Below are 25,388 nucleotides of genomic sequence, written 5' to 3' on the forward strand. Positions count from 1 at the left end.
GAGTTAATAAATAATCGAAAGCAGGCCTGATCAAGTCTTTTCCTAAAAAAACTGTGATCTGCCTGCCCTTTGAAAAACTTATTTAAGATTCAGTAATACTTGCTTAACTGCATCCGAAGCCTTAATGATACCAAAAACTTTAACACTCTGAAATGTCTCCGCAGCCAGTTCTGGTGTAACTTCTTTTTCGATAATTAACATTCCAATCATCTTGATTTCAATTTTATTACCAGTTGTTTTAATTTCCTCCAGGTTCTTTTTACTAAATACAAATACACCAGTTCCAGCAAATCTTGCTTCATTGCTGCATATATTTTTTAATGCTGCATCTGCTATTACATCTATTTTTTTTAATTCTCTATCAAGCAGATCAATACCAAAGGAATTGGATTCTTTTATTCTGCTGATTTCTATAGCGTGTACATTAGCCTGATTACGAATAGCAGTACGGATAAAATCAGTTCTGTTGGAGTAAAACCCCTGTTCTACCAAAAGATCTATCTGACCTAAGTCTATAGCGCCTACATTAATTGTAATTTTTTCTGTTTCCATTTTTCTACCCCTTTTTTGTTATTTAAAATTCTTCAGATACTCCGTTCGTTATTTACTATTCATGATTAGTTTACTGCTGTATACCATCCATGTCAGATCGATGAATCATCCGATCAGAATCTCCTTACCATCCATGTGGAGTATAATATCATTATATTTATAATGTTATTATTTGTCAATCAAGTTTTTATATACTTTACTATTTATTGTTCTGCCACATTTATATCTTAGCAATACGAAGTGCGCCTTCCAGAATAGTTTTGATTTGTTCGGGTGACACCATCATTCCTTCCTCTATCCATTTGATTAGTATTCCATTCAATCCTCCAAGACTATAGGATAATGAAAAAGTGAGAACTACTGCATCAACCTGGACATCTGGTTTAACTATTTGAAAAATTACAGGAGCAATTTCTCCGGCCGTGCTATGAATTAGATCAAGCATTTTGCTTTTCTTAAGCAGATTTAGAAAATCCACATGCTGTTTCCAAAATTCAAAATAAATCATTGCAACCTCGGTGTAATGTCCTGGAGCTTCTTTTGATACCATATCAATAAATTCCTTTGCAAGAAAATTCATATATTCTTGTAATACCTCTTCTTTTGTTTCATACAAACGATAGAACGTCCGGCGTGACAACTGAGCCTCCTGACAAATTTGAGTCACTGTAATCATGGAGTAATCATTGGTTTCCATCAGCTTAATTAATCCCTCTGTCAGCATTTTTTGGGATTGCAGTGCAATCCTGTAATTCATCTTATTCATATTTACCCCCCTTGCATATGGCAAGTATAACTAAAGGTACTGCCGCAATTAAACAATACTCCTGCTAAAGTGTCACATGTCATATCAAAATGCAGCACAATAAAGCCTTCTATTGTAAATTTCATACGATATCATTATAATGAATTTCGAAAAATGCGTCAATTGTAACACATTAAATCAGGAGGAAATTCATAATGGCTTATATAAAAAATATAACCGGAATACAACAGCTTGATTTTCAGATCAACAGAGTATTAACTTATGGAGAAAAAGCGGGGGATAAGAAAATAATTCTTGAAAAAACACAGGGAATAAAGGACTTGTCAACCTGGTTTGAAGTATGGTCTTCTCTTGGCAATCAGTATAAGATGGCATCCGAGTATATGCGTGGGGCTTATGCCTACAGAATGGCTGAATTTTTTCTAAAGGAAGACCATCCGGAGAAAAACCATATGTATGAAGAATCTTATCAATGCTTTCATTCGGCTTTTAATCAAATGGGGCTAAACTATGTAATAAATGAAATACCTTTTATGGGTTTAAAAATGCATAGTCTCTATTTAAAAAGTGAAAACGAAAAAGGTATTCTGTTAATTTGCGGGGGTTACGATTCTTTTATTGAAGAATTTGTACCTGCATTAATCCAATTTACGAATTATGGGTATACCATAATCCTGTTTGAAGGCGGGGGACAAGGGAAAACCTTAAAAAATGGACTCACCTTTATGGCTGACTGGGAAAAACCAACTTCTTGTGTACTGGATTATTATAAGGTAGAATCCTGTACTATGATTGGAATCTCCTGGGGCGGTTATCTTGCACTCAGAGCTGCTGCATTTGAACCAAGAATCAAAGCGGCAGCAGCCTATGATGTTCTTGAAAATGGATTTTTTTGTATGACTGATATGTTTCCTCCGCTTTTAAAATATATGGTACGATTCTTAGTTCTGCACCAGAGAAAAAAGTCGGCAAATACAATTCTTGAATTTCTCAGAAAAAAAAGTTTAATCGCTGACTGGGCTATGATGCAGGGAATGTATATAACCGGAACAAAAACCCCGTATGATTTTTACCGGGAATTATTAAAACACCATCTACCTCAAAATGTGTGTGACCGGCTTACCTGCCATGTGTTACTGCTTGCCGGAGAAAAAGATCATTATATACCAAGAAATCAGTTTTACCATCTGAGTGGTAAAATTAAACATGCAAAAAGTCTTACTAAAAGAATGTTTACGGAAGCAGAGGGAGGTGAACAGCATTGCCAGACAGGAAATCACAAATTAGCAATTGACGAAATACTTCAATGGCTGAAACAGATTGGAACCTAATTCCTAGAATGATAATAGCGCTGACGCGCTGTCTCTTTAGTGACAACTTCCAATAGCGCGTCATGCGCAAACCACTTCCTCTTGGCGAGGTGCGCATCCATAAAGGAGGGCTTTTTTATGTAATAGGAAGTATTTTCTATTGCATTAAAAAGACATAGCTGTCGGTTATTTATACCAACTAAACACTATGTCTTTTTTATCATTACTACTCAAGTCTTGGCTAAGAAACCAGAAATAAAATCTAAAGTACCTTACCTTATTACAATCCGTTTAATTTAAAGTATCTTTTACTACAACCGGTATTAAAATCTCAACCTTGCAGATATCTGATGCCTCATCCCATTCCACATATTTTTCTATGGTAGGCAGCTCAGATTTTCTGTATTTGCTTTGGGGGAGAAAATCCTGGTTAATCCGCTGCCAGGTATTGAAAAGTACATTTTCCGTGATACCGCCTCTGGCTTCAAATATCAGCCAGGTTGCTGCTGGATACGTATAGCTTTCAAACCCGTCAACCTCCTCCTTCTCCCATTCAACACCACACATATAGTCATTGCTTCCATCTTCAAAAAATCCAAAACAAAGACCTAAATCATAAAAATGTCCGCATAGATCCTCAATGGTTTTTCCGCTTCCATCGCTTTTGACTATAGCCCAGGTACCTCCTCCATATGGAGTAGTCCTTCTCTTCCCAATTACTTTAAACGATTCCCGTTCCACTTTTTTATAATCCATCTTATAGACCCCCTTAATGGTAAGTGCAAAGCTCAGCCGGCAGTAAAAGGCTAACTTTACACCGGTTTTTCTTGCCATAGCCGGCATGACACCGTGCATCCGCTTAAAGGCCACGCTGAATGCATCCGAAGATTCATATCCATACTTTAAGGCAATATCAATTATTTTCGAATCCGTATTCTGCAGCTCATAGGCCGCACCGGTTAATTTCCGGTTACGGATATATTCCGATAAGGGTATCCCGCAGATCAGGGTAAATGACCGCTGAAATACACTAAAGGGACATCCCATTATCTTACTGATTTCTTCATAATCTATCTCTGTATTTAGATTATTTTCAACATAATCAATAGCCTGATTCATTCTATCGACCCACTCCATCTGTTCACCTCCTGACTTTAATTATAATGCGTTACTTCTGTTTCTGCCCGTTAGTTCCCATACAGAAACTAACGGATTTCTCATGTTATCTAAAAGGATAATATGCCATGGAAATGGCAGAATACTCAAAACCATAACTTTCATAAATCGTTTTTCCCATATCTGTCGTATGTAATTGAAGCCTTTCACATCCGGATTTTTTCGCTTCCTCCACCGTAATGTCCAGCAGTTTTGAAACAATACCTTGTCTGCGGTAGTTTGGCTTAGTATAGACACTGCCGATATACGCAGTTTTTCCATTTGGACAATGATCATTCGGAGGCAAGGTATAATAGGTTAATCCACTCATGGCAACAATCTCACCATTTAATTCAGCGACCAGTACTTGATAGGTCTGGTTGTTAAATCCCTCTAATATATATTGTCTGGTATTTTCTGCAAGTTTCTTTTCAAATTCTGCGGATAATTCCGTACCTTCCTTCAACATTAAAATACGAAGACTGACCAAAACCTCAATATCTTCAGCTGATGCTTTCCTATAATTTATCATGCCTATTCCTCCCTGGTATAAATTACCTCTATTATATCAGTAACGAAAAAAAGAAGCCAACTATTCTTAACATTTTGGCTTCTTTTCCATACCTGCATCCTTGCACTTTATTTTATTATTTGGATTGTACCCTCTTTGCGCACCGGAGGTTTTGATTCCCTTACTGCATACCCGATTGCAGCGGTGGAACAGATTGTATTTTCTCTTGGGATGCCCAATTCAAAAAGATACTCACGTAACTTTTCATCATTTCGCAGCCAATGCAGCTGGTTTAGATAACAACTTCCAAGCCCCATAGAATGAGCTGTCAGGAAGATGTTTTCAAGGGCAAGGGAACAGTCTGCCATGGCATTTTCATAGTTTGGGCGGTTAGATGCTATAATAACGGTTGGGGCATGATAGTAAAAATTATAGTTTTCCTTTGCTGAACTGGCTTTGGCCCCAAGTTTACCCGGATAATCGTCGTCCGGAATCCAATGACGAAAGCCTTCCCGCACCAATTCATTGATTTTTAATAGGATATCTTTATTCTGAACAGCCGTAAAAAGCCAAGTCTGATTATTGCCTCCGCTGGGTGCCCATCTGGCCACTTCTAACAGTGTTTCTAACTGCTCTTCTTCAATTTGCTGTTCCTGAAAGAGTCTCGTACTTCTTCTAGCAAGTATATTCTCTACAATTGGGTTCGTAATCATACTATCTCCTCCTGATGGTTATTCATGATGATTCACAATATCGTTTAAATCTTTGGATTCACAGAATTTATTTCAGACTTCTCCTGTATCCTTTATCTATCAAAAATTTTCTTGTAATACTACCAATCCTTTGTATGTCATTGAATCTTTTTCCAATCTATATAAGTTATAATAGTATGTACTATTCCAAAAATCATTGTTGGTATTATAGCTGGTAAGTTATGAAGCCATATTTCCGACAGGATAAAATAAACCACCGGTATTATGGCTAATCCAAGGAGTATGAAAAGAGTATTATTCCCTGAAAAATAAAAGCCCCATAAAATAAAATACATAATTAAGGCAATCCCAAAACTAAATGTATATGGACCCAAAACCAGCGAGGTTTGTCTGTTAATCAGAAAAATCAGCAGGAAAACAAAAACCGCTTGACTGCCATGTTCTAGTATATCCAATATGACATGTTTATTATCTGCATTCCCAAAGGCATTCCCATTTTTAGGAAACAGGAAGAAAAAGAGATTTGGTATCATAGGCAGCAGAAAAATAATAAGTCCTTTTATTGAAAAGCCAAAGGTATAATCCATATGCAAAACCTCCTTTAAATATTAACTCATGTTAGGTAATCGCATTTTACTATAAAAGTTGGGATTAAGTCAAATGCTTGATTCAAGTGTCAAAAGGTTTTTAACTTGTATTTTATGAATATGGGCGTATATACCTTCAATTCAATACATTTTTCATACGGATTTAGCGTTTCAAATATAATCTGCTAAAAACCATACTTCTGATTAATCAGTATCACTTTTATCCTATCCTTAATGAACTGTCTTGCAATTAAGACAAAATCGTTGCAGATTCTCTGCTCATGTCCGCAATCAATACATTTCCCCAGTTTGGTACAGGGCGTATTTTTCTTAAGCCTCATGGCATCCATTGGTGCAGCGATTTGTCTGGTTCGGTTGATTGCTTCTTCTACCGTATCAGTCAGCTTATTAATACCTGCAACCACGATAACCTGCCTGGGACCATAAAGCATGGGTGCCACACGGCTTCCATTTCCATCGATATTAAACAATTTTCCATCTACTGTTATCGCATTCGTTCCAGTCAAAAAGATGTCTGCATCAAAATTATGCAAATATATTTTACGCTTCTCTTCTGCTGTCAAACCTTCCTGATGCTTATCATAAAAAGTATGACCGCTGTTTCGTATATAAGCAAATACCCCTGTTTCCTCTAAGGTACCAGAATCCCCGCAGCCAATTGTATCTCCCTGTTTCATCAATGATTTTAACAATAAAAGTAATTCTTCTTTATCTTTTACGAAATATCCTTCCATATTATTCTGCTTTAAATTCGTAATTGTTTTTTCTATTCTTTTATCCATATTTTCTTTTTAAATCCTTTTCCAGCTGCATAGATAATTAAATCTTTGTATTTACTATATCATAAACGATTCATTCATGCCATCAATATCTCAAATTCTCTTTCATTTTGAAAATACCACACCGAACAGCGCATTAACAAAAGATATGCCGCATCGTAGAAAAGTCTATTCCGCGGCACATCCATCTAGATGTTCTACTATTATGATTTCGCTAATTGAAACTGCCAACCAGATTAATACCATTATTAATGAAGGTATTATTATTTTGGGTAATTGTGACTGTTGTAACATTTTGCAGACCAATTCCATTATTTGCAATGGTTGCACCAGTTACAACCGTATTCGTTGGATAACTGTTGTTCTGTCCGGTCTCACCAAACCGTATTCCCACCGGGGCATTCGAATATGTGCCGCCGGATACGGTCACATCGGTAAGGGTACCGTTGTTAGTCCCGTCATTCCTGCCCTTAATTACTGCAGCCGCACCATTGACAGGGTCACCGTTACCGCTGTTGGTTACTGTATTATTAATCAGGTTGACGTTCTGATAGTTGCCGTTTTTCAGGTTAATGTCGATACCGGCGGCAAAACTCCCTGCAGTGCCGCTGTTATTAATTGTATTATTTGTCAGGAACGCATTATTCAGGGCTTCATAATACATTCCTTTTGAGGTGTTATTATTAAACTGGGAATTGGTAATGTTAATATTGTTAAAGGTTGCTGTTCCTGAAAATACTAAAATTCCATTGGCATTTCCGTTAAACATGCTGTTTTGGATTGTTACCTCCGACACCTGCGCATAGGTCGGAACTCTGAAGCCTGCAATTACGTTATTGGAAAAATTGCTATCTGTTACAATCAAATCGGTCATAACCGGGAATGCGGGCTCTACGTTAATATTAAATCCGTTATTTGAATTATTAAGCAGTGCTACATTGGAAATCGTAATATGACTTGGCTGGTTACTGCCAATGGTTGAAATCCCCTGTGAAGCACCGGTTACCTGCAGATTGGATATTACCAGCCTTTGGGCTGAGTTTAAACCTCCCATGGAAACTGCAATACCGACTCCGGAAGCAGGATTAATTATGGTGCCGCCAACACCGCTTCCGGATCCATTTAAGGTAATCCGCTTGTCAATTGTCACATTTTCAGGATAATTACCAGGTCCAACCTGAATAACATCTCCCGGATTGGCAGCATTAATAGCCTGTTGGATGGTAGCATAGAAAATACCCTGGGTTTGATTGTATACTGAATTATTTCCTACCGCAATAACCGTAAAGGATATGCTGGGACCGTCAATATTTTTAGTGGTAACTGTTATTGTGGCAGAACCGGAATTATTAATTGTAATAATACCCGTATTCGGGTCTACTATAAAATCCGGATTGTCTGAGCTAAAGGTTAGGGCTACATTATTCGGATTGAAAAGATTATCATTTGCATTCAGGGTACCACCCGGGGTTCCTGAAATAATAGGAGAAATAATACTTACAATTGATATTCTTTCATCCAGCCTTGAGGCGGTGGTGGTTAACACTTTTGTCTGACCGGGCCTTACCTGTGCGGACTTTTCATCTACCCAGATACTGCTGCCGTTTAAAATCTGAAGTACGGCAAGTCCATCGGTAAATCCATTGTTTACAACACTGAAGGTACCAAGTACTCTTTGGTTTAACAAAAGAGTATTTGACTCATAGATGGTATAATCACCGGACTGGGTTACATCACTTATAAAATCACTGGTACAATTACAGCTGGATTCATAGGTTACCTGAAGGAAGGGATAAAAACTGCTGTCAGAAACATTCGTACTGTAACTGCCGATTAATGAATAAGTATTTTCCGGACCGATTATGGTTATACCGTTATTGGTGGCGGGATTTTGATACCATTGCTGGACCAGCGGAGTTATGTCAATACCAAAAAAGGTATTGACATCTGCGTCGGTTACGGTTGCAGTAATACCGGTCGGTGTAATTGCTGGTGCATTTAAATACGTCACTGTATTCTCATTAAAGTCACTCTGATTTAAATATATACTTAACAATTCTGGACCAGGGACGTCTTTTCTATAAATATAAAGATTTAATTCCGCTTGTGTGATGGTGTTTCCTTGAGGAATAGCAGACAGGTCAAATTTTAACAACGTTCTGTAATTATCTCCCGGTGCTATGAATACACCAATATATAAAAAGGGATAACTGCCAAAGACTGTAGTCGGATAACCCGATGCTATAAAAGTATCATCACTTGGCAATATAATGGATACCGGCATGAAAAATTCCTCCTTAACTATTAATAAACTGGATTCATTACTGGTAATTAAATTCTTAAACAAAATCCGATATCTGTTTAATTAGGGAACTTGGCTTTTAGGTATGCATATCTGGCATCCTTTGACCGGTAAACTGTTTATTCAAACAGGTATACTCCGCTTGCTTTTGGGATAGAGGGTCTTTCAGTGCCAAACTAAGATCAGACTTATTGCAAACACCCGTTTAATAAAGCATAATTATTGCTCTGACTCCTGGATAGTCGACTAAACCAAGATTACTTAATAATCAATATCATTTATCCCTATAAGTTTGGTTTTACCAACAGTAATAGATCCACACAGTCCTTCCGATAATAATTACATTATTATAATATACACATTACGATTTAATGTGCCATAATATGACACAATGTAAGTAGTACCCTTCTCACTCCTTAAAATAAGTGTAAATTGTGACTGGATCTAAGCTAGAATATAAATGAGACACTCCTACAAGCAAGTGGATAATAAGAAAATTAATTTATATAAAGAGGATAGTTACAGAGAATTTTTCTGAAAATAAAAAAGACCATCAATGTATAAATTGACAGTCTTGCAACGGAGAAGATGGGATTTGAACCCATGCGCCGGTTTTGCCGACCTACCGCATTTCGAGTGCGGACCCTTCAACCACTTGGGTACTTCTCCAACTATATAATTAAGGAAAGGCCATATTCTTTCATAAATAATATCAGAATACAACTTCCTATAATCCTAAACACCATGAGTTATGCGGCACTATATTTTACAATCAGAAGCTCTACTCCAATTATATCAATCAGTCTGCCGGTTTTAATTAATTCCTCAATTTCTGCACAGTTTTGCAGTGCTTCCTTTAAAGTAGCTGTAGTAAAATTCCTGCCCTGACTTATATATTTACCGATGGTAAAGGGCATAAGTCCGGTTTTTTGGCTGATAACCGTATTATTATATCCTAAGGCGGCTAAATCCTTAACCTGTATAAGAATATTAAACTGCCTGGCAATCAAAAATAATATGGACATCGGTTTTTCTTTTAAGGCTAATAAATCATAATACAAATCCAAAGCCTGCTGCTGCCGTCTGCTGCCAATGGCGTCAATCATGGCAAAAATTTTGCCACTGATTTGGACTGTACAGACTGCTTCAATATCTTCTATGGAAATAACCTCTCTGTCCATGGCATAACAGGTCAACTTTTCCACTTCATTCAGGATATTCTCCATATCCGTACCGGTCTTACTAATCAAATATAATATGGTGTCCCCAGTAATTTTTTTCTTATCCTTGTCAAGCAGGGAGGCAATCCAGAGTTTTAAGTTTGCTTCGTCCATACCATTCATCTCGGATATGGTTCCAAAGTCCTTAACTGCCTTATATAACCGGTTTCTTTTATCTATTTCATTTTCAACAAAAATGATATGAGTCGTTTCGGGTATGGATTTTATATAATCCGCCAGATTATTCTGACTTTTAAATAACCCGCTGTTCTCTATGATAATCAGTCTTCGTTCACTGAAAAATGGTAATGTATCCGCTGCTGCAATGACCTTTGATACGTCTGTCCCTTTGCCTTCAAAATAGGAATAATTCATATCGTCGCTATCAGAAAGAATTGCAGTCTTTAACTTATCCCTATATAACTTCTTAAGATAACTTTCCGTGCCATATAATAAATACACCGGTTTAAACTGATTCTGTTTGATATGCTCCTTAATATTCTTCATTCTTACTCCCATCTGTGACTGTTCAAGCTTTTAAACTTATACTTTTCAGGCAGCACATCTATTTTACTAAGAAATAGCAAAATAAGCAAGAGAAAAATAAAAATTCTTTCTGATTTCTTTCTCATTTTGCCCCAATTACAGCTAATATTTCATCTAATAATGAATATAAAGAAAGAGTCTGGCTTGCCAGACTTTAGCTCTGACGCGCTGTCACTACAGTGACATCTTCCTTGGAAGAAAAGTAAACACATTGAAATAAAGAATTGGAGCGCGTCATGTCCATCCTGCCTGGAAGACTTTTTAATATGTAGGTAAGTTCTAAGAACTTTCCTAAATTAAAATCCGGTCTGACAAGATGATAAACTGTCTGACCGGATTTCTATAGAACAAAGTATCGGCTTAATTACGGAATACTACGCTTCCATCTTCTGCATTCATACTATCAATAATTGCTAACGATTCTAAACGTACACCCATGGAACGAATCATATCCCCGCCGCTTTGGAAGCCTTTCTCAATTACAATACCGATTCCTTCCACTTTAGCTCCTGCACTCCTTACTAAATCAATCAGTCCTGCCAGGGCACATCCGTTGGCTAAAAAATCATCAATAATTAAAACCCTGTCCTCTTTGCTTAAAAACTTTCTGGAAACAATAACATCATAAGTCTTTTTATGAGTAAAGGATTCTATCTTTGTAGAATATACATCACCGTCTATATTTATACTTTGAGCCTTTTTTGCAAATACCACCGGTACATTGAAATACTGGGCTGTAATACAGGCAATTCCGATTCCCGAGGCTTCGATGGTTAATATCTTATTAATTTTTAAATCACTGAATATTCTTTTAAACTCTTGTCCAATTTCATTGAATAATCCGATGTCCATCTGATGGTTTAAAAAGTTATCAACCTTAAGGACATTACCATTTTTTACGTTTCCGTCTTTTACTATTCTTTCTTGTAATAATTTCATCGCAGTAACCTTTCTTAATTCGATTTGACCATTATGTATAATTATGACTCGTTTCTGATTATACAATATCCATGGTTTTATTACAATTAGTTTTACAATAAATAGTTTTAAGAATTGACAACATATGATAATGGTATTTCCTTTCTGAATATTTTTAATGAGGCGACTCTTCTCCCCTGACCTTACTAACAGCTTCTTTCATAGCTTTTACATACTCGTATACCGACGCTTCGCTCTCTCTGCCATACTGGGCTACCAGCTTTACAATGGCACTTCCAACGATAGCTCCATCTGCAAGATCTGCATATCTGGCTGCCTGTTCTGTGGTGGATATACCAAATCCAACTGCACAGGGAACCTTGCTTGCTTCTCTCACCAGTTTAATCATAGCATTGATATCGGTCTTAATCTCGGTACGTACACCGGTAACACCCAGGGAGGATACACAGTATATAAATCCTTTTGCATTCTCGGCTATCATTTTAATACGTTCCTTTGATGTAGGTGCAATGAGGGATATTAAATCAATACCATATTTATTGCAATCCGGTTCCAGTTCTTCCTTTTCTTCAAAAGGCAGATCCGGTACGATAATCCCATCAACGCCGGTTTCCTTGCATTTGGACATAAATCTGTCTTTCCCATAGGTATAAATGGGATTGATATAAGTTAGGAACACCAATGGTACCTGTACCTTTTTGCGTACGTTTGCCACCAGGTCAAAGAGTTTGTCTGTAGTACAGCCCGCTGCCAAAGCCCTTTCATTGGCTTCCTGAATCACGATTCCCTCCGCTATGGGATCTGAAAAGGGTATTCCGATTTCAATTAAATCCGCACCGGCAGCTTCCATCGTGTAAATAAGTTTTTCCGTAGTTTCAAGATCAGGGTCACCACCAGTTACAAAAGCAATAAATGCCTTGCCGTTTTCAAATGCCTGTTTTATTCTACTCATAAATAGTTACCCCCCTGTATCTTGCAATTGCAGCCACATCCTTATCTCCCCGGCCGGATATATTAATTACAATAATCTTATCCTTATCATAAGCAGGTGCGGCTTTTAAAGCATATGCAACCGCATGAGCGCTTTCCACCGCAGGTATAATGCCTTCGGTACGAGCTAGATATTCAAAGGCTTTTACTGCTTCTTCATCGGTAATAGGCACATACTTAGCCCTGCCTATATCATGAAGCATAGCGTGTTCCGGTCCGATTCCCGGGTAATCAAGTCCAGCGGAAATAGAATAAACCGGCGCAATCTGTCCATATTCATCCTGACAGAAAATAGACTTCATACCATGAAAAATTCCTTCGCTGCCGTTTGCAATGGTTGCAGCATTTTTAGGATTATCCACCCCAAGTCCGGCTGCTTCACAGCCAATTAATTCTACCGATTTATCCTCTATAAATTCATAGAAGGCACCCATAGCATTACTGCCGCCCCCAACACAGGCGATTACTGCATCCGGGAGTTTTCCTTCCTTTTCTTTTAACTGCTCTTTGATTTCCTTACCGATTATTTTCTGAAAATCCCTTACTATAGTCGGAAAGGGATGGGGACCCATAACAGAGCCAAGGACATATAATGTATCCTCCACCCGCTTTGTCCACTCTCTCATCGTTTCATTAACGGCATCCTTTAAGGTCATAGTGCCGCTGGTTACGGGATGTACTTTCGCGCCTAGAAGCTCCATACGGAATACATTTAAAGCCTGACGGTCCGTATCTTCCTTACCCATAAATACATCACATTCCATACCCATAAGGGCTGCTGCTGTTGCTGTTGCCACTCCATGCTGACCTGCTCCGGTTTCTGCGATAACTCTGGTTTTACCCATTTTCTTTGCCAGTAATACCTGACCTAATACATTATTGATTTTATGGGAACCGGTGTGGTTTAAATCTTCCCTTTTCAGATATATTCTAGCACCGCCTAAATCCTTGGTCATTTTTTCCGCATAATATAAGAGGGAAGGGCGTCCTGCATAATTTTTATAAAGATCATCCAGTTCCTTAACGAACTGCGGATCATTTTTATAGAATTCATATGCCTTTTCTACTTCCTGGACAGCATTCATCAAGGTTTCCGGAATATACTGACCTCCATATTCACCAAATCTTCCTTTTTTCATTTCATACCTCTTTTCTGGTACTACTACCAAATATTAATATTACTATATCTATATCGCTTACCATTCCATATTCTTTACAATTCATATTCCTTACTATTTCATATTCCTTACCATTTCATATTCTTTACTATTTCATATTCTTTACTATTTCATATTCCTTACTATTTCTTATTCCTTACCATTTCATATTTCTTACCATTTCATATTCTTTACTATTTCATATACCTTACCATTCCAATTATTTCTTTTATCTTTTCCTCATCCTTAACCCCATCCGTTTCAACTCCGCTGCTGACATCTATACAATAGGGATTGCTGTCTTTTATAGCCGTTACGATATTCTCTTTATTAAGTCCCCCTGCCAGAAAAAAGGGCTTACTGCATTTTGGTATAATACGATGGTCAAATGCTATACCACTGCCGCCATACTGTGCTTTCTGATACGTATCGAGAAGAAGGTAATCAACAGGAAGACTTTGGGCTGCTTTAATCTGTTCTCTGCTTTGAACCCGGATTGCTTTTATTATTGGGTTGGAAATGAACTCTTTTAACTTGCTAATATAAGCTTCATCTTCATCACCATGTAACTGTACCACGTCGATTACCTTATTCCTGCACAATGAAACAATATGCCCCATCGGTTCATTTACAAATACACCCACTGCCTGGATTCGTTCATCCAGCTTGTGCTTAAGCTGTAAAGCTACCGTATCGTCAATAAAACGGCTGCTCCTGGCAAAGACAAACCCGATATAATCCGGCTGATATTGATTGACATATTCAATATCCTCTATCCTTTTTAATCCGCATAGCTTAATTTTTGTCATAACCGCCTCTTAATTCCTGTAACATTTTCTTTTTATCCGGGCTTTTCATTAAGGTTTCACCGATTAGAACAGCATTCACTTTTGCATTTCTTAACTGCTCAATATCGCTGCAGGACTTTATCCCGCTTTCTGCTACAAATAAAATATGCTCCGGAACCAGTTTCCTGAGTCGTTCACTGTTGCTGATATCCACCTCAAAGGTTTTAAGATTCCTGTTATTAACCCCTATCATCCTTGCCCCTGCAAGGACTGCCGAAGCAATTTCCCTTTCATCATGTGCTTCAACTAAGGCAGAAAGTCCTAAACTATCACAAAGTTTAATATATTCCCTTATCGTATCCTCTGGTAAAAGGGAAGCGATAAGCAAAATACAGTCGGCTCCGATAACCTTGGCCTGATAGATTTGATAAGGATCTAATATAAAATCCTTACGAAGTACCGGAATACTTACCAGCTGTTTAATCTCCGTCAGATAAACATCGCTGCCTTTAAAAAAGTCGGGCTCCGTCAATACAGATATACAGCTTGCACCTGCTTCTTCATAATCCCTTGCGATTTCTGTATAAGGGAAATCCTCTGCAATAATTCCTTTCGAGGGTGATGCTTTTTTTACTTCGCAGATAAAATGGATACCCTTTTCTGTTATAGCTTTTTCAAATGGAAAGCCGGTATTTTGATTAATCGCCTGGGCTAGATGTTTCATAGTATCGAAGGTAATATTATTCTTATCCTGTTCAATCCTTACTTTTGCAGCTGCTGCAATTTTATCTAATATCATAATTATTATGACCTTTCCTTTTCCTGCTTTGTACTAGCCTTTTCCTGCTTTGTACTAGCCTTATCTGCTTTTTACTAGCCTTTTATCGATTTAAACGAATTTTCCATTCAAGAGGAAGGTGTCAGATTACCGACACGTTCACTCTGCAAGAAACTTCCTAAGTTTGTAACTTTCTCTCCATGAAAGGCATCCTGGCGGTGTATTCTAATATAACAGTATGCAATTTATACCATAGGAAAGTATCTGACTCACCAAACTCTGGTATTATCCATCTGTCATCCCAGATACTACTTACTTATTTGTAAGTGTAATAAACCGATTAAGCTGTTTTACAGCTTTGCCGCTGTCAATGACCTCTGCTGCCTCTATAACTGCCTCTTTTAAGGTTATATTGTCTTTTACCATATAAATACAGGCAGCCGCATTCATTAAGACCGCATCCCGTTTAGGACCTTTTTCTCCATTTAAGATAGCTAGTGTAAAGTCTGCATTTTCTTTAGGTCCGCCACCTGTTAAATCTTCTTTTCTGCACTTTGTCAGACCGAATTGTTCCGGTTCCAGCTTATAAGAGGTAACAATACCGTCCCTGATTTCACAGCAGGTAGTTGGGGCACTTAAAGATATTTCATCTATTCCATCATTTCCATAAGCAACGATGGCACGCTTAACTCCCAAATTAGCCAGAACTTTAGCCAAAGGCTCAACCAAGGCTTCATCATAAACACCAAGAAGCTGCATATTTGCTCCTGCCGGATTAGCAAGCGGTCCTAAGATATTAAATATGGTACGGATTCCAAGTTCCCGTCTTACAGGAGCAACGTATTTCATAGCTGTATGATAGCTTTGGGCAAACATAAAGCATAAGCCGATTTCCTTTAATACTTCTGCACTTTCGGCAGGACTAATCATAATGTTAACACCTAACGCCTCTAATACATCTGCCGCACCGCATTTACTGGAAACACTGCGGTTACCGTGTTTTGCTACCGGTATTCCGGCAGCAGACACCACCAAAGAGGCAGTAGTGGAAATATTAAAGGTATAGGCTTCATCGCCGCCGGTTCCAACAATTTCAAGCACATCCATGTTATGGAGCAGTCTGGTACAGTGCTTGCGCATACCTGCCGCACTGGCGGTTATCTCTTCAATAGTTTCACCTTTCATGCGAAGTCCGGTCAGATAGGCCCCCATGTGTATACCGGACGCTTCCCCGCTCATGATTTCATCCATAACACTTTCTGCCATTTCATACGACAGATTTTCCTTATTCGTTATCTTATAGATTGCTTCTTTAATCATTGAAATATCCTCCTTATATATTTTTAAAAGACTATGCTCCATCAAACTATACATAATTTTTAGTATCAGATTAATTCCATTTCATTTTTAAAATATACCGCTTATATTGTAGTATGATTTCATTATCAACTATAATTTTGGTTTCTACCTCAGCTATAATTTGGGGTTCTACCTCAGTTATTATTTGGGTTTCTATCTTAATACTAATATCCTTGTTATCTATATATTTTTTATCTATATGCTTTTTCTATAAGAATCACCAATCTAGTAATTATTCAGAAAATTCTCCATCATTGTTCTGCCGCTTGGGGTAAGAACGGATTCTGGATGGAATTGCAGACCGAAGACCTCATATTCCTTATGCTTAACAGCCATAATATCACCGTCATCAGCAACACCGATAACTTCTAATTCGGCTGGAATAGTATCCGGCTTTGCAGCCAGGGAATGGTATCTTCCAACTGGAACCTCCTCTGGCAGCCCCTTAAATATGGGACTTTGGGTATCCAATTTTACGATGCTTTGCTTACCGTGCATTAACGTACTTGCATAAGTTATGACAGCCCCGAATACCTCACAAATTCCCTGATGCCCTAAACACACTCCTAAAATCGGCGTTGTTTCTTTCATCTCTTTTACTACTTCTTCACATATACCGGCATCTATTGGACGCCCGGGACCCGGTGAAAGTATAATATGGGAGGGTTGTAAGGCTTTGATTTCCTTTACCGAAAGCTCATCATTGCGTATCACTCTAATTTCTGAACCCTTACCTGTTAAATCTTTCTTCTCTTCACAAATACTTCCGATTAATTGTACTAAATTATAAGAAAAGCTGTCATAATTATCGATTAACAGTATCATAAATCTACCTCGCTGGCTTTCTTAATTGCTTCCATAATTGCTCCTGCTTTATTGGCACATTCCTCATATTCCCGTTCCGGTACGCTGTCAGCTACTATACCGGCACCTGCCTGGACATACACTTTATTATCTTTCTTTACCGCTGTCCTGATTGCTATACATACATCCAGATTACCGGAGAAATCCAGATAACCTATGGCTCCGCCGTATACGCCTCTTGCAACGGGTTCCAATTCATCAATAATCTCACAGGCTCTGAATTTTGGGGCACCTGATAAGGTTCCAGCCGGTAATAAAGCTGCTACGGTATCACATCCATCCTTACTCTGATCTAGCTCTCCGGTTACTACCGAAGCAATATGCATTACTTTGGAAAAACGGTGGATTTTCATATAATCTTCTACCTTTACACTTCCGTATTTTGCAATGCGTCCCACATCATTCCTTGCTAAGTCCACCAGCATATTATGCTCTGATAATTCCTTTTCATCTGCTAAAAGTTCTATTTCCAGTGCTGTATCCTCTTTGGTTGTCTTCCCCCTTGGTCTGGTTCCGGCTACCGGAAACGTAGTAAGCTTTCCGTCCATGAGTTTTATCATAGTCTCCGGCGAAGCTCCGGCAATCTGTACATCTTCACTTTGGATAAAATACATATAGGGAGAAGGATTGGTAGTCCGAAGTACTCTATACGTATTTAAAAGGCTGTTTTGATATTCCGCTTCAAATCTTCTGGAAATAACTGCCTGGAAGATATCACCTTCCCGAATATATTTCTTGGTTTGTTCTACCATCTCACAATATCGTTCTTTTGTAGTATTACAGGTAAATTCAGGGTTTTCATCAGCTTGTAGTACCTGTAAGGGCGCTCTGTCATTAATAAGATGTATGATTTTATCAATTTCAAGTAATGCTGCGTGAAATCCCTGCTCCTTGTCTTGCGCCTTATAGTTGGCTACAATACTGATTTTCTGTCTTAAATGATCAAAGGCGATGACTTTGTCAAACAACATTAAATCATAATCTTTAAAATCATTTTTCTTAATTTTTAACTTCGGTTCTGCATATCCAATCATCTCATAAGAAAAATACCCGACAAATCCTCCGGTAAAAGGCGGCAAGCCATCCATACGGGGAGTTTTATATTTATTTAACAGTTCCCTTAGGGCATCCATCGGTGCACCGGACATTTTAGTTACGATTTCACCGCTTTTTATGGTTACTTCACCATCTTTACAGGTCACATGAAGTAACGGGTTAAATCCAAGGAATGAATATCTGCCCCATCGCTCTCCGCCTTCTACACTCTCTAACAGGTAATAATTTTTATCTACCTGAGCTAACTTTCTTAGCAGCAGAATCGGTGTGATTACATCCGAAAATATCTCTTTACACACCGGGATTAAATTATAATCCCTCTCGTATTCCTTCATAGCCTCATAGCTTACTGACATCTCATATCCTCCTTTTTTTAACTTGATTATGCAAGGTGCTGTTCCCATTCATAACTTTATGCTTTTAGAGCTTCCACCGGTTACTTAAAATTATCCTTCCAGAGTGCAGACACCTTCGATGAAATAAAAAAAAGCCTTCATCCCCTAATCTAAGGGACAAAAGCTTTATAACTTCTGCGATACCACCCATATTGATGTCAATTGACATCCACTCTGTTTGTATACTATCATATACACCCCGCTGATAACGGTCAGGGTCCCCGTTGACATCTACTTCCTTTCGGTTTCAAGCCACCCTCACAAGTCCATTCACTAAATTCTATTCTTACCGCCTTCACACCCTTCGGCGACTCTCTGAAAGATTTCCTTTAGCTACTTCTCTTGCTCATCGGTTTCGTCATTAAATTGAATTAAGTATAGCTTTAATGAAGCTATTTGTCAATAGACTTTTTTTAATGTTTTTGTATAGACAGATAGATGTATTTTAATCTTTGTGTATATGGAATTCTATTTTTTCTGTATTATTTTATTTCTTTATTTATTTTATTTCTTTTTATATATTCTTTTTCTTCTTTTAGGAGCATTACTGGCTGTCTTCTTATTTTCAGCCGGTTTTTCATTAACTATTTCATTATTTTCTGATTTTAAGGAAACCCACATGGAGGAACCTTCTTTACCCATTGCTTTAATCTCCAGAAAGTCGAATTTCCTTAAGAATTTAGACAGCTTGGTATCTCCATAATTTCTTACATCAAAATCAGGATAACGCTTAACCAGACGGCTTCCAAGTTCGCCCATATTCATGTTTTGCTCCTCGGAATCCACTTCGTTCATCATCTTGATAATGGCAGACTTGATAACACTGATATCCGTCATGTTTTTAACCGAATCGGCATTGTCCTGACCTGGTGCTGTTTTCGAATCCTTATTATTTGGGTTTTGATCTTCTGGTTTTTTACTATCTGTAACTTTTTCCCCATTCTTAATCAGAGGTGCCATCTGGTGCTCTTCTATTTCAATACCCTTTTTCTCGGTCTCAGCAAGTACATCTAAATATTTAAACTGGTTACAGGCAGCAATAAAGGGTTTCGGTGTCTTCTTCTCTCCCATACCCACTACTAACATACCCGATTCTCTGAGTCTTGAAGACAGTTTAGTAAAATCACTGTCACTGGAAACAATACAAAAACCTTCTACATTTCCCGAATATAAAATATCCATAGCGTCTATAATCATGGCTGAATCTGTAGCATTCTTTCCAACCGTATAACCATATTGCTGAACCGGCGTTACCGAATTCTCAAGGAGGACATCTTTCCAGGAGCCAGCGGAAGGTTTTGTCCAGTCACCATAGATTCTTTTATAGGTAGCGATACCGTAATTTGATATTTCATCTAGAATATTTTTGATATACTTGGCAGATACATTATCGGCATCGATTAAAACAGCAAACCGTTTTTCTTCCGTCATATGGTGCTCCTTTTGTTTTTCTTTATCATCCATGCTGTAAGCCTGTCCCAAAGCTGGCTGATTGCTATTACGGACAAAATTTCACAAAACAATATATATATAACATATAAGGATAATCTAAGATTTCTTTTTGCTTTTAAAATATCCGGTTCTGATTTCATAATTTAATTTCCTTCCAAAAATGAATTAATTAGGCTCTTATATAGTGTTAAACCTTTAACAAAAAGGTTGTAATCTGTACCCTATATTCTCCCCTTATTAATTATATATTTATCATACCTTATTTTAGCCCAAATAGCAATAATTTCCTAGTATTCCTTCATAACCTGACCAGGCATCTAATCACTCAGGCAAATCTTTAAGCTCAAAAATCGGTTTGAAATCCTCGCTGTCAGCACAAAGAAAACCACTCCATATCTCCAGGATAGTCTTAAGTGCAGGTTTAAAAGCATCAAAGGCTCCTTCTTCTACTGTAACTGCAAATATTGTTTTAATATTGCGGTTCTTTATAAATGCTGCGTCCGAAGGAGATTTAAACTCATACTCCACCAACTCGAAATCTATGGTTTTACCCGCTAATTCAATCTGCAATATATTCATAGCTTCCCACAATTCGATTTGTCCAAATCCTTTTGATTTAAGGAGTTCAGAAATCATTCTGGCATCCACGCTATCGGCAGTCATGAAAAACCAGTCCGTAATAGGCTTTTCTGATTTTTTTTCCTTTGTAGTATTAGTATTTAACCCGACTTTTTTCGTTTGTTTATTTTGCGTGTTTTGCTTATTTTGTGTATTATGTTTATTTTGAAATTTATTATGCTTTTCCAACTAATTATCCCTCCGTGACCTTAGTGTACTTCTCAGTTAGCTTTTTTCATAACAGTATGCCCGCCCCTAGCCCAAGAACCAAGGGGACATCAAACTTACATAAAATTTCCATCCATGTTTTATACTAACCACTTTATTATACTATATTCCTGCCAAAAGTGAAATACTCCGGCTTAAGAATACCTGGAAAAGTATGAAGTAAGGTATAGTACTGGGACTTTATACCTTACTTATGTTTTACCAACCAAAATTTTAGATGTACGGGTCTCTATTAATGTGGTATACTAATAGTTATATCCAAGTTGGATATCATAACCAAATAACAACAGGGAATATTCTGGGTACGAATGAAAATTGCATAGATCAGGTTCTTTTCAATTTATTGAAGCTTCTTGTCTATCTTATCGTAAGAATAATCCGGCGAATCTTGGAGGTTTACTATGTATTACAAACAATATGGAGATACCGATATGAAGGTATCCGCAATCGGCATGGGCTGTATGCGCTATGATGATGCTGACGTGAAAGCAGGAAATTTTGAAAAATGTGCAGAAGTAACTTTATATGCTCATGAAAAAGGTATTAATTATTTTGATACTGCTCCTTTTTATTGTGATGATAAAAGTGAAATTATAACTGGTATTGCCTTATCCCAATTACCAAGAGACAGTTACTATGTGTCTTCTAAAACCAATATGGGAACCGTAGGCGGCAAGGCTACGGAAGGCGATTACCGCAAAAGACTGGAAACTACTTTGACCAGATTAAAGGTTGATTATCTTGATTTTTATCACTTATGGTGTGTATTAAGTCTGGATTCCTTTTCAAAACAGTGTGATGCCTTATATGGTTTCTTTGAAAAAGCAAAGGCTGACGGTCTGATCCGCAACATTGTATTCTCCTCCCATATGCAGGGAAATGAGCTGGAAGATGCGGTAAACTCTGATTTATTCAAAGGTATGCTCATCGGTTATAATGCTCTTAATTACCGTTTCCGCCAGACCGGCATTGAAGCAGCATACAAAAAAGGTATGGGCGTAGTAGTTATGAATCCTTTAGGCGGCGGTCTTATCCCAAGTAATCCGGATACTTTCCGTTATTTAGCAGAAGGAACTGACTTAACTGTTCCCCAGGCTGCCCTTAATTTCGTAGCTTCCCATAAGGAGATTACTATTACCTTAGCCGGCTGTACTACAAAAGCGCACATCGATGATGCCTGTAAAGCAGTGGAAAATCTGGCGGAACGTCCAGCCAGTGAGATTTATAAGGAATATGAAAATAAAGGAGTTGCTCTTAATAACCTTTGTACCGGCTGCGCCTACTGCAAGCACTGTCCAAAAGATATTGATATTCCAAAATTCATGGATGCGTATAACGAAAAATTATTGGGTAACAATCTACATGACCGCCTTAAATATCACTGGCAGATCCCGGCTTCTATGGCAGCAGAATGTATCAGCTGCGGTAAGTGTGAGACTTTATGTACTCAGCATCTGCCTATTATTGAAAGGTTGGCTGAAATCGCGGGGTAAACTGTGTGCAATACCAATCACAGATAGAATATCGATAAATTCATTACTCAATAATTGATATCTGACTGGGCAGATTTTTTTACTCAATCGTAAATTAAGTTTCAGCTCTTCCTGATCTGATTGAATGACAGAACTTTTCATTTTACAAAATATTCTATTTTGATTTTAATAATAATACACAAAATCCATGAAACGCTGTCAAGGCAAGGGGTTCAGCCTTTACTGTGGTTCATGGATTTTATTAAATAATTAAGGCTCAAAAGTTCCAAAATACAGAATTTTAAACGGTTCTTATTTTTATTTATCATACCATCGACAAACTTGAATTTTAGCTAGTTTTCTTAAAAAAATATCTACAATATAAATATAATCCAAAAGTAAATGCCAGAATAAAAAAGTCAAACATTGCCACGCCACTTCCTAATACATGCCATCTGTCTCTGAGAGTGAATGTCAATATTAACAGTATTAAATCTGCTATAACAGATATAAATGCTAAATTTTTAGAGTGCAAATTTCTGAGTATTAATAATATTGGAGATAAAAATCCTGTTAACAAATTAACAATCCAAAATATCATAAAATAAAATGGATAATTAGTGAAGTATTTAATTACTGCTTCCCCATATCCATGAGAAGCATAATAAGATTTATTATGGGATAACATCATAACAAAATCATAAATCCCCATAATATAAATAAACATCATAAATAATGCAATAACCCATAGATGCCATTTATTGCTTATTTTCAACTATCATTCCTCCTTTTTTACGTAATGCAATTATCAGTATTGAAGTTGTTATTACAATTTTAGTTTATCTAACAGAGCTTTAATAGACATAACCCATAAAACTTTCCTGATAGACAGTCTTATAGGTTATTTATAATTTGTTTATTTCAACTCAGAGCTTTTCTAAGTCTATAACTTTTTAAGCCTTTTCCATTCTAAATCTGTTACTTTTTAATTCCATTCCTTTTTGAGTGTATGCCTTTTAAGCCATATCTTTTGAATTTATATTTTTTGAGTTCAGCCTTTTGACAGTGCCTTTAAGTACTCCTCAGCAATAATGCTGTGACCGATAGCTGTAGGATGAACTCCATCTTCTGCAATCTGGGTACAAGTATATTGTTCCACTTCTGCCTTTGCAAAGATACCATCAAGGGGCAGATAATAGTCTGCAAATTCCTTTGCTAAGGCCCTTGCCACATGGATTTTGGGGTCAAGGTCTTCTCTCCAGGCTTTTCTGTCCGGCAGGGAATAAAGTACAAAGGGTTCTATTATCATGATTTTACAATCAGGAAAATCCTTTTTAATTCTGGTTAACAGGGTTCTGTAATTCTCTTCATATTCCTCGGTGGTCGTTGGTTCGTTGGAATCATACCTGCGCCAGGTATCATTAATACCGATTAAGATTGATAAAAAATCCGGTTTAACCGCCTTAAAATCTGTTTCATAGCGGTCTAGTAAATCAATAACCCGGTTGCCTGAAATCCCTTTATTAATAAAAGTAACCCCATTCTCGGGAAATAAAGTATTATACAATTTGGCGACCACACCGGGATATCCTTCTGATAAGGAGGTAATATCATCTCTGTCTCTGCCGCAATCTGTTATACTGTCTCCCTGAAACAGCACAACCTGTCCTTTTTTAAATAATTCCTTCATAAGAAACTCCAATCTGCGTAAAGTAACGCTCTTCTGTCTATAAATCCTTCTTAAAGTGCCATATAATAAACCTTTTTTATTATAACAAATACTTCCAGAAAGGACAATGAGGGATTTAAATTTTATTTCCTAATTATGTGAGATTTTGTTTCTTAATTTCTGTATTGTTTTGGTGTCATATGATACTTTTCTTTAAAAACCCGGTGAAAATAACTTGTATTATCATAACCTACCACCGCAATGATATCTGCTACTGTTAATTTGGTATTACTTAATAATTCCACAGCTTTATTAAACCGTTTCATCTGCAGCAGTTCCTTATAAGTATGCCCGGTGTTGCGTTTGATTAATTTACTTAGGGAATAAACCGACTGGTTTAAATCCTCAGCAAGTTTCGTAAGGCTTGCCTCCCGGTAATTTTCCTCTATATAACGAAGTACAGACAAGGTAATGTAATTATCATAAGTATCATTATCTGCCTGTTCTATTTTATCCGTATAATTAAGAAGCTGTAAAAATAAGAGCCCCATGGTGGTTTGGTTAATTTTATGATTATTTGGCTGCTTATTAACCAGGGACCAGATCATATTTTCTATCAGATTTTGTATTGGTAAAATATCCGCCACTTTAAAATATAAATAACTGGCCTTTCCAGTATCCTGCCTTAAGGAATCCACAATAAAATCCTTTAGCATGTTTTCCCCTTGCAGCATACCAAAAGCAACATCAAAAAATTCAGGAAGTACAATAAAATTTATAGCGATATCCTTTTCACCGGCAGGCAGTATCTCCTGATAGGCATTTTGATTTAAGAATAGCAAATCCCCTTCTTCTAAAACAACCTGGCTCAAATCATTAATAATGTGAGTTGTCCTGCCCTGACACATATAGATGATTTCAACATAATTGTGCTTATGCTTGGGAAAATGGGTAAACCGGGTATGGGTTCTGACATCAATTAATTTACCTTTCTCAAGCATCTTTTTACTATCCACAACAAAGTCTTTCGTGGTGGTATAAAGATTTTTAACAACAGAATTTCTCCCCGATAGAATAAGCTCTTCTTCTTTTGTTATTTTTTCCAACCTATGCAGCAAGTCTGCATTCATGCGTTCACCACCACCTGTATTAGTGTTTTTC

At 37.3% G+C, this 25,388-nt stretch carries 25 protein-coding genes, 1 tRNA gene and 1 other annotated feature; of the genes, 2 read left to right on the top strand and 24 right to left on the bottom strand.

Features of this window, described 5'->3' with window-relative positions; genetic code table 11:
- Positions 1–78 precede the first annotated feature (78 nt).
- Positions 79–552, bottom strand: a complete 474-nt coding sequence (locus tag QA584_RS16130; RefSeq protein WP_278270083.1) for a hypothetical protein — start codon at positions 550–552, stop codon at positions 79–81.
- A 220-nt stretch (positions 553–772) separates the two neighbouring features.
- Positions 773–1,318, bottom strand: coding sequence for a TetR/AcrR family transcriptional regulator (locus QA584_RS16135; protein WP_278270084.1), 546 nt, complete (start codon positions 1,316–1,318; stop codon positions 773–775).
- A gap of 194 nt (positions 1,319–1,512) precedes the next feature.
- Between QA584_RS16135 and QA584_RS16140 the strand changes: the two genes are divergently transcribed.
- On the top strand, positions 1,513–2,649 hold the full coding sequence (locus tag QA584_RS16140; protein ID WP_278270085.1) for an alpha/beta hydrolase family protein: 1,137 nt from the start codon (positions 1,513–1,515) through the stop codon (positions 2,647–2,649).
- A gap of 270 nt (positions 2,650–2,919) precedes the next feature.
- On the opposite strand, the gene QA584_RS16145 is transcribed toward QA584_RS16140, so the two are convergent.
- The 19 genes from QA584_RS16145 to QA584_RS16235 form a co-directional block, all read right to left on the bottom strand.
- Positions 2,920–3,765, bottom strand: a complete 846-nt coding sequence (locus tag QA584_RS16145) for an AraC family transcriptional regulator (protein ID WP_278270086.1) — start codon at positions 3,763–3,765, stop codon at positions 2,920–2,922.
- A gap of 85 nt (positions 3,766–3,850) precedes the next feature.
- The gene (locus QA584_RS16150; protein ID WP_278270087.1) at positions 3,851–4,315 is read right to left on the bottom strand and encodes a GNAT family N-acetyltransferase; all 465 of its coding nucleotides are present in this window, start codon (positions 4,313–4,315) and stop codon (positions 3,851–3,853) included.
- 107 nt (positions 4,316–4,422) lie between these two features.
- Positions 4,423–5,007 carry a nitroreductase family protein gene (locus QA584_RS16155; protein WP_278270088.1) on the bottom strand — a complete coding sequence of 195 codons (585 nt, stop codon included), beginning with the start codon at positions 5,005–5,007 and terminating at the stop codon, positions 4,423–4,425.
- Between the two features lie 137 nt (positions 5,008–5,144).
- A complete protein-coding gene (locus tag QA584_RS16160) occupies positions 5,145–5,594 on the bottom strand; it encodes a hypothetical protein (RefSeq protein WP_278270089.1) in 450 nt (149 codons plus the stop codon).
- Between the two features lie 185 nt (positions 5,595–5,779).
- Complete coding sequence (locus tag QA584_RS16165; protein WP_278270090.1) at positions 5,780–6,397, bottom strand: lactate utilization protein; 618 nt, start codon at positions 6,395–6,397, stop codon at positions 5,780–5,782.
- Positions 6,398–6,608: 211 nt separating this feature from the next.
- Complete coding sequence (locus QA584_RS16170) at positions 6,609–8,678, bottom strand: DNRLRE domain-containing protein (RefSeq protein WP_278270091.1); 2,070 nt, start codon at positions 8,676–8,678, stop codon at positions 6,609–6,611.
- Positions 8,679–9,276: 598 nt separating this feature from the next.
- Positions 9,277–9,365, bottom strand: a tRNA-Ser gene (locus QA584_RS16175).
- 80 nt (positions 9,366–9,445) lie between these two features.
- Positions 9,446–10,423, bottom strand: coding sequence for a DNA polymerase III subunit delta (gene holA, locus QA584_RS16180; RefSeq protein ID WP_278270092.1), 978 nt, complete (start codon positions 10,421–10,423; stop codon positions 9,446–9,448).
- A gap of 399 nt (positions 10,424–10,822) precedes the next feature.
- Positions 10,823–11,401: a xanthine phosphoribosyltransferase gene (locus QA584_RS16185; RefSeq protein ID WP_278270093.1), complete on the bottom strand. Its 579-nt coding sequence runs from the start codon at positions 11,399–11,401 to the stop codon at positions 10,823–10,825.
- A 154-nt stretch (positions 11,402–11,555) separates the two neighbouring features.
- Positions 11,556–12,353 (bottom strand): tryptophan synthase subunit alpha, encoded by a 798-nt coding sequence (gene trpA / locus QA584_RS16190; protein WP_278270094.1) that lies wholly within the window; start codon positions 12,351–12,353, stop codon positions 11,556–11,558.
- The gene (gene trpB, locus QA584_RS16195; protein ID WP_278270095.1) at positions 12,346–13,530 is read right to left on the bottom strand and encodes a tryptophan synthase subunit beta; all 1,185 of its coding nucleotides are present in this window, start codon (positions 13,528–13,530) and stop codon (positions 12,346–12,348) included. The genes trpA and trpB overlap by 8 nt, the downstream gene beginning before the upstream one ends.
- A 212-nt stretch (positions 13,531–13,742) precedes the next feature.
- Positions 13,743–14,357: a phosphoribosylanthranilate isomerase gene (locus tag QA584_RS16200; RefSeq protein WP_278270096.1), complete on the bottom strand. Its 615-nt coding sequence runs from the start codon at positions 14,355–14,357 to the stop codon at positions 13,743–13,745.
- The gene (gene trpC, locus QA584_RS16205) at positions 14,344–15,135 is read right to left on the bottom strand and encodes an indole-3-glycerol phosphate synthase TrpC (protein ID WP_278270097.1); all 792 of its coding nucleotides are present in this window, start codon (positions 15,133–15,135) and stop codon (positions 14,344–14,346) included. The genes QA584_RS16200 and trpC overlap by 14 nt, the downstream gene beginning before the upstream one ends.
- A 291-nt stretch (positions 15,136–15,426) precedes the next feature.
- A complete protein-coding gene (trpD, locus tag QA584_RS16210) occupies positions 15,427–16,434 on the bottom strand; it encodes an anthranilate phosphoribosyltransferase (protein WP_278270098.1) in 1,008 nt (335 codons plus the stop codon).
- 264 nt (positions 16,435–16,698) lie between these two features.
- On the bottom strand, positions 16,699–17,298 hold the full coding sequence (locus QA584_RS16215) for an anthranilate synthase component II (RefSeq protein ID WP_278270099.1): 600 nt from the start codon (positions 17,296–17,298) through the stop codon (positions 16,699–16,701).
- A complete protein-coding gene (trpE, locus tag QA584_RS16220) occupies positions 17,295–18,749 on the bottom strand; it encodes an anthranilate synthase component I (RefSeq protein ID WP_278270100.1) in 1,455 nt (484 codons plus the stop codon). Before trpE ends, QA584_RS16215 begins: the two co-directional genes overlap by 4 nt.
- Positions 18,750–18,898: 149 nt before the next feature.
- Positions 18,899–19,147: a binding site (T-box leader), on the bottom strand.
- 145 nt (positions 19,148–19,292) lie between these two features.
- Positions 19,293–20,219, bottom strand: coding sequence for an NYN domain-containing protein (locus QA584_RS16225; RefSeq protein WP_278270101.1), 927 nt, complete (start codon positions 20,217–20,219; stop codon positions 19,293–19,295).
- Positions 20,216–20,380, bottom strand: coding sequence for a hypothetical protein (locus QA584_RS16230; protein WP_278270102.1), 165 nt, complete (start codon positions 20,378–20,380; stop codon positions 20,216–20,218). The genes QA584_RS16225 and QA584_RS16230 overlap by 4 nt, the downstream gene beginning before the upstream one ends.
- A 181-nt stretch (positions 20,381–20,561) precedes the next feature.
- A complete protein-coding gene (locus QA584_RS16235; RefSeq protein WP_278270103.1) occupies positions 20,562–21,047 on the bottom strand; it encodes a hypothetical protein in 486 nt (161 codons plus the stop codon).
- A 440-nt stretch (positions 21,048–21,487) separates the two neighbouring features.
- Here QA584_RS16235 and QA584_RS16240 point away from each other — a divergent pair, with 440 nt between their 5' ends.
- A complete protein-coding gene (locus tag QA584_RS16240) occupies positions 21,488–22,579 on the top strand; it encodes an aldo/keto reductase (protein ID WP_278270104.1) in 1,092 nt (363 codons plus the stop codon).
- Between the two features lie 328 nt (positions 22,580–22,907).
- Here QA584_RS16240 and QA584_RS16245 read toward each other — a convergent pair whose 3' ends face one another.
- The 3 genes from QA584_RS16245 to QA584_RS16255 form a co-directional block, all read right to left on the bottom strand.
- Positions 22,908–23,333 carry a hypothetical protein gene (locus QA584_RS16245; RefSeq protein ID WP_278270106.1) on the bottom strand — a complete coding sequence of 142 codons (426 nt, stop codon included), beginning with the start codon at positions 23,331–23,333 and terminating at the stop codon, positions 22,908–22,910.
- Positions 23,334–23,609: 276 nt separating this feature from the next.
- Entirely contained in the window at positions 23,610–24,248 is a 639-nt protein-coding gene (locus QA584_RS16250) for an SGNH/GDSL hydrolase family protein (RefSeq protein ID WP_278270108.1), read from the bottom strand.
- 152 nt (positions 24,249–24,400) lie between these two features.
- A complete protein-coding gene (locus QA584_RS16255; RefSeq protein ID WP_278270109.1) occupies positions 24,401–25,357 on the bottom strand; it encodes an AraC family transcriptional regulator in 957 nt (318 codons plus the stop codon).
- Between the last annotated feature and the right edge of the window lie 31 nt (positions 25,358–25,388).

It is taken from the genome of Anaerocolumna sp. AGMB13025 (assembly GCF_029689925.1).
Taxonomy (GTDB): Bacteria; Bacillota; Clostridia; order Lachnospirales; family Lachnospiraceae; genus Anaerocolumna.

What these genes read in the sequence shown, in the direction of transcription:
- QA584_RS16130 (WP_278270083.1), bottom strand. Translation starts at nt 552, where the DNA reads ATGGAAACAGAAAAAATTACAATTAATGTAGGCGCTATAGACTTAGGT.
- QA584_RS16135 (WP_278270084.1), bottom strand. Translation starts at nt 1,318, where the DNA reads ATGAATAAGATGAATTACAGGATTGCACTGCAATCCCAAAAAATGCTG.
- QA584_RS16140 (WP_278270085.1), top strand. Translation starts at nt 1,513, where the DNA reads ATGGCTTATATAAAAAATATAACCGGAATACAACAGCTTGATTTTCAG.
- QA584_RS16145 (WP_278270086.1), bottom strand. Translation starts at nt 3,765, where the DNA reads ATGGAGTGGGTCGATAGAATGAATCAGGCTATTGATTATGTTGAAAAT.
- QA584_RS16150 (WP_278270087.1), bottom strand. Translation starts at nt 4,315, where the DNA reads ATGATAAATTATAGGAAAGCATCAGCTGAAGATATTGAGGTTTTGGTC.
- QA584_RS16155 (WP_278270088.1), bottom strand. Translation starts at nt 5,007, where the DNA reads ATGATTACGAACCCAATTGTAGAGAATATACTTGCTAGAAGAAGTACG.
- QA584_RS16160 (WP_278270089.1), bottom strand. Translation starts at nt 5,594, where the DNA reads ATGGATTATACCTTTGGCTTTTCAATAAAAGGACTTATTATTTTTCTG.
- QA584_RS16165 (WP_278270090.1), bottom strand. Translation starts at nt 6,397, where the DNA reads ATGGATAAAAGAATAGAAAAAACAATTACGAATTTAAAGCAGAATAAT.
- QA584_RS16170 (WP_278270091.1), bottom strand. Translation starts at nt 8,678, where the DNA reads ATGCCGGTATCCATTATATTGCCAAGTGATGATACTTTTATAGCATCG.
- holA (WP_278270092.1), bottom strand. Translation starts at nt 10,423, where the DNA reads ATGAAGAATATTAAGGAGCATATCAAACAGAATCAGTTTAAACCGGTG.
- QA584_RS16185 (WP_278270093.1), bottom strand. Translation starts at nt 11,401, where the DNA reads ATGAAATTATTACAAGAAAGAATAGTAAAAGACGGAAACGTAAAAAAT.
- trpA (WP_278270094.1), bottom strand. Translation starts at nt 12,353, where the DNA reads ATGAGTAGAATAAAACAGGCATTTGAAAACGGCAAGGCATTTATTGCT.
- trpB (WP_278270095.1), bottom strand. Translation starts at nt 13,530, where the DNA reads ATGAAAAAAGGAAGATTTGGTGAATATGGAGGTCAGTATATTCCGGAA.
- QA584_RS16200 (WP_278270096.1), bottom strand. Translation starts at nt 14,357, where the DNA reads ATGACAAAAATTAAGCTATGCGGATTAAAAAGGATAGAGGATATTGAA.
- trpC (WP_278270097.1), bottom strand. Translation starts at nt 15,135, where the DNA reads ATGATATTAGATAAAATTGCAGCAGCTGCAAAAGTAAGGATTGAACAG.
- trpD (WP_278270098.1), bottom strand. Translation starts at nt 16,434, where the DNA reads ATGATTAAAGAAGCAATCTATAAGATAACGAATAAGGAAAATCTGTCG.
- QA584_RS16215 (WP_278270099.1), bottom strand. Translation starts at nt 17,298, where the DNA reads ATGATACTGTTAATCGATAATTATGACAGCTTTTCTTATAATTTAGTA.
- trpE (WP_278270100.1), bottom strand. Translation starts at nt 18,749, where the DNA reads ATGTCAGTAAGCTATGAGGCTATGAAGGAATACGAGAGGGATTATAAT.
- QA584_RS16225 (WP_278270101.1), bottom strand. Translation starts at nt 20,219, where the DNA reads ATGACGGAAGAAAAACGGTTTGCTGTTTTAATCGATGCCGATAATGTA.
- QA584_RS16230 (WP_278270102.1), bottom strand. Translation starts at nt 20,380, where the DNA reads ATGAAATCAGAACCGGATATTTTAAAAGCAAAAAGAAATCTTAGATTA.
- QA584_RS16240 (WP_278270104.1), top strand. Translation starts at nt 21,488, where the DNA reads ATGTATTACAAACAATATGGAGATACCGATATGAAGGTATCCGCAATC.
- QA584_RS16250 (WP_278270108.1), bottom strand. Translation starts at nt 24,248, where the DNA reads ATGAAGGAATTATTTAAAAAAGGACAGGTTGTGCTGTTTCAGGGAGAC.
- QA584_RS16255 (WP_278270109.1), bottom strand. Translation starts at nt 25,357, where the DNA reads ATGAATGCAGACTTGCTGCATAGGTTGGAAAAAATAACAAAAGAAGAA.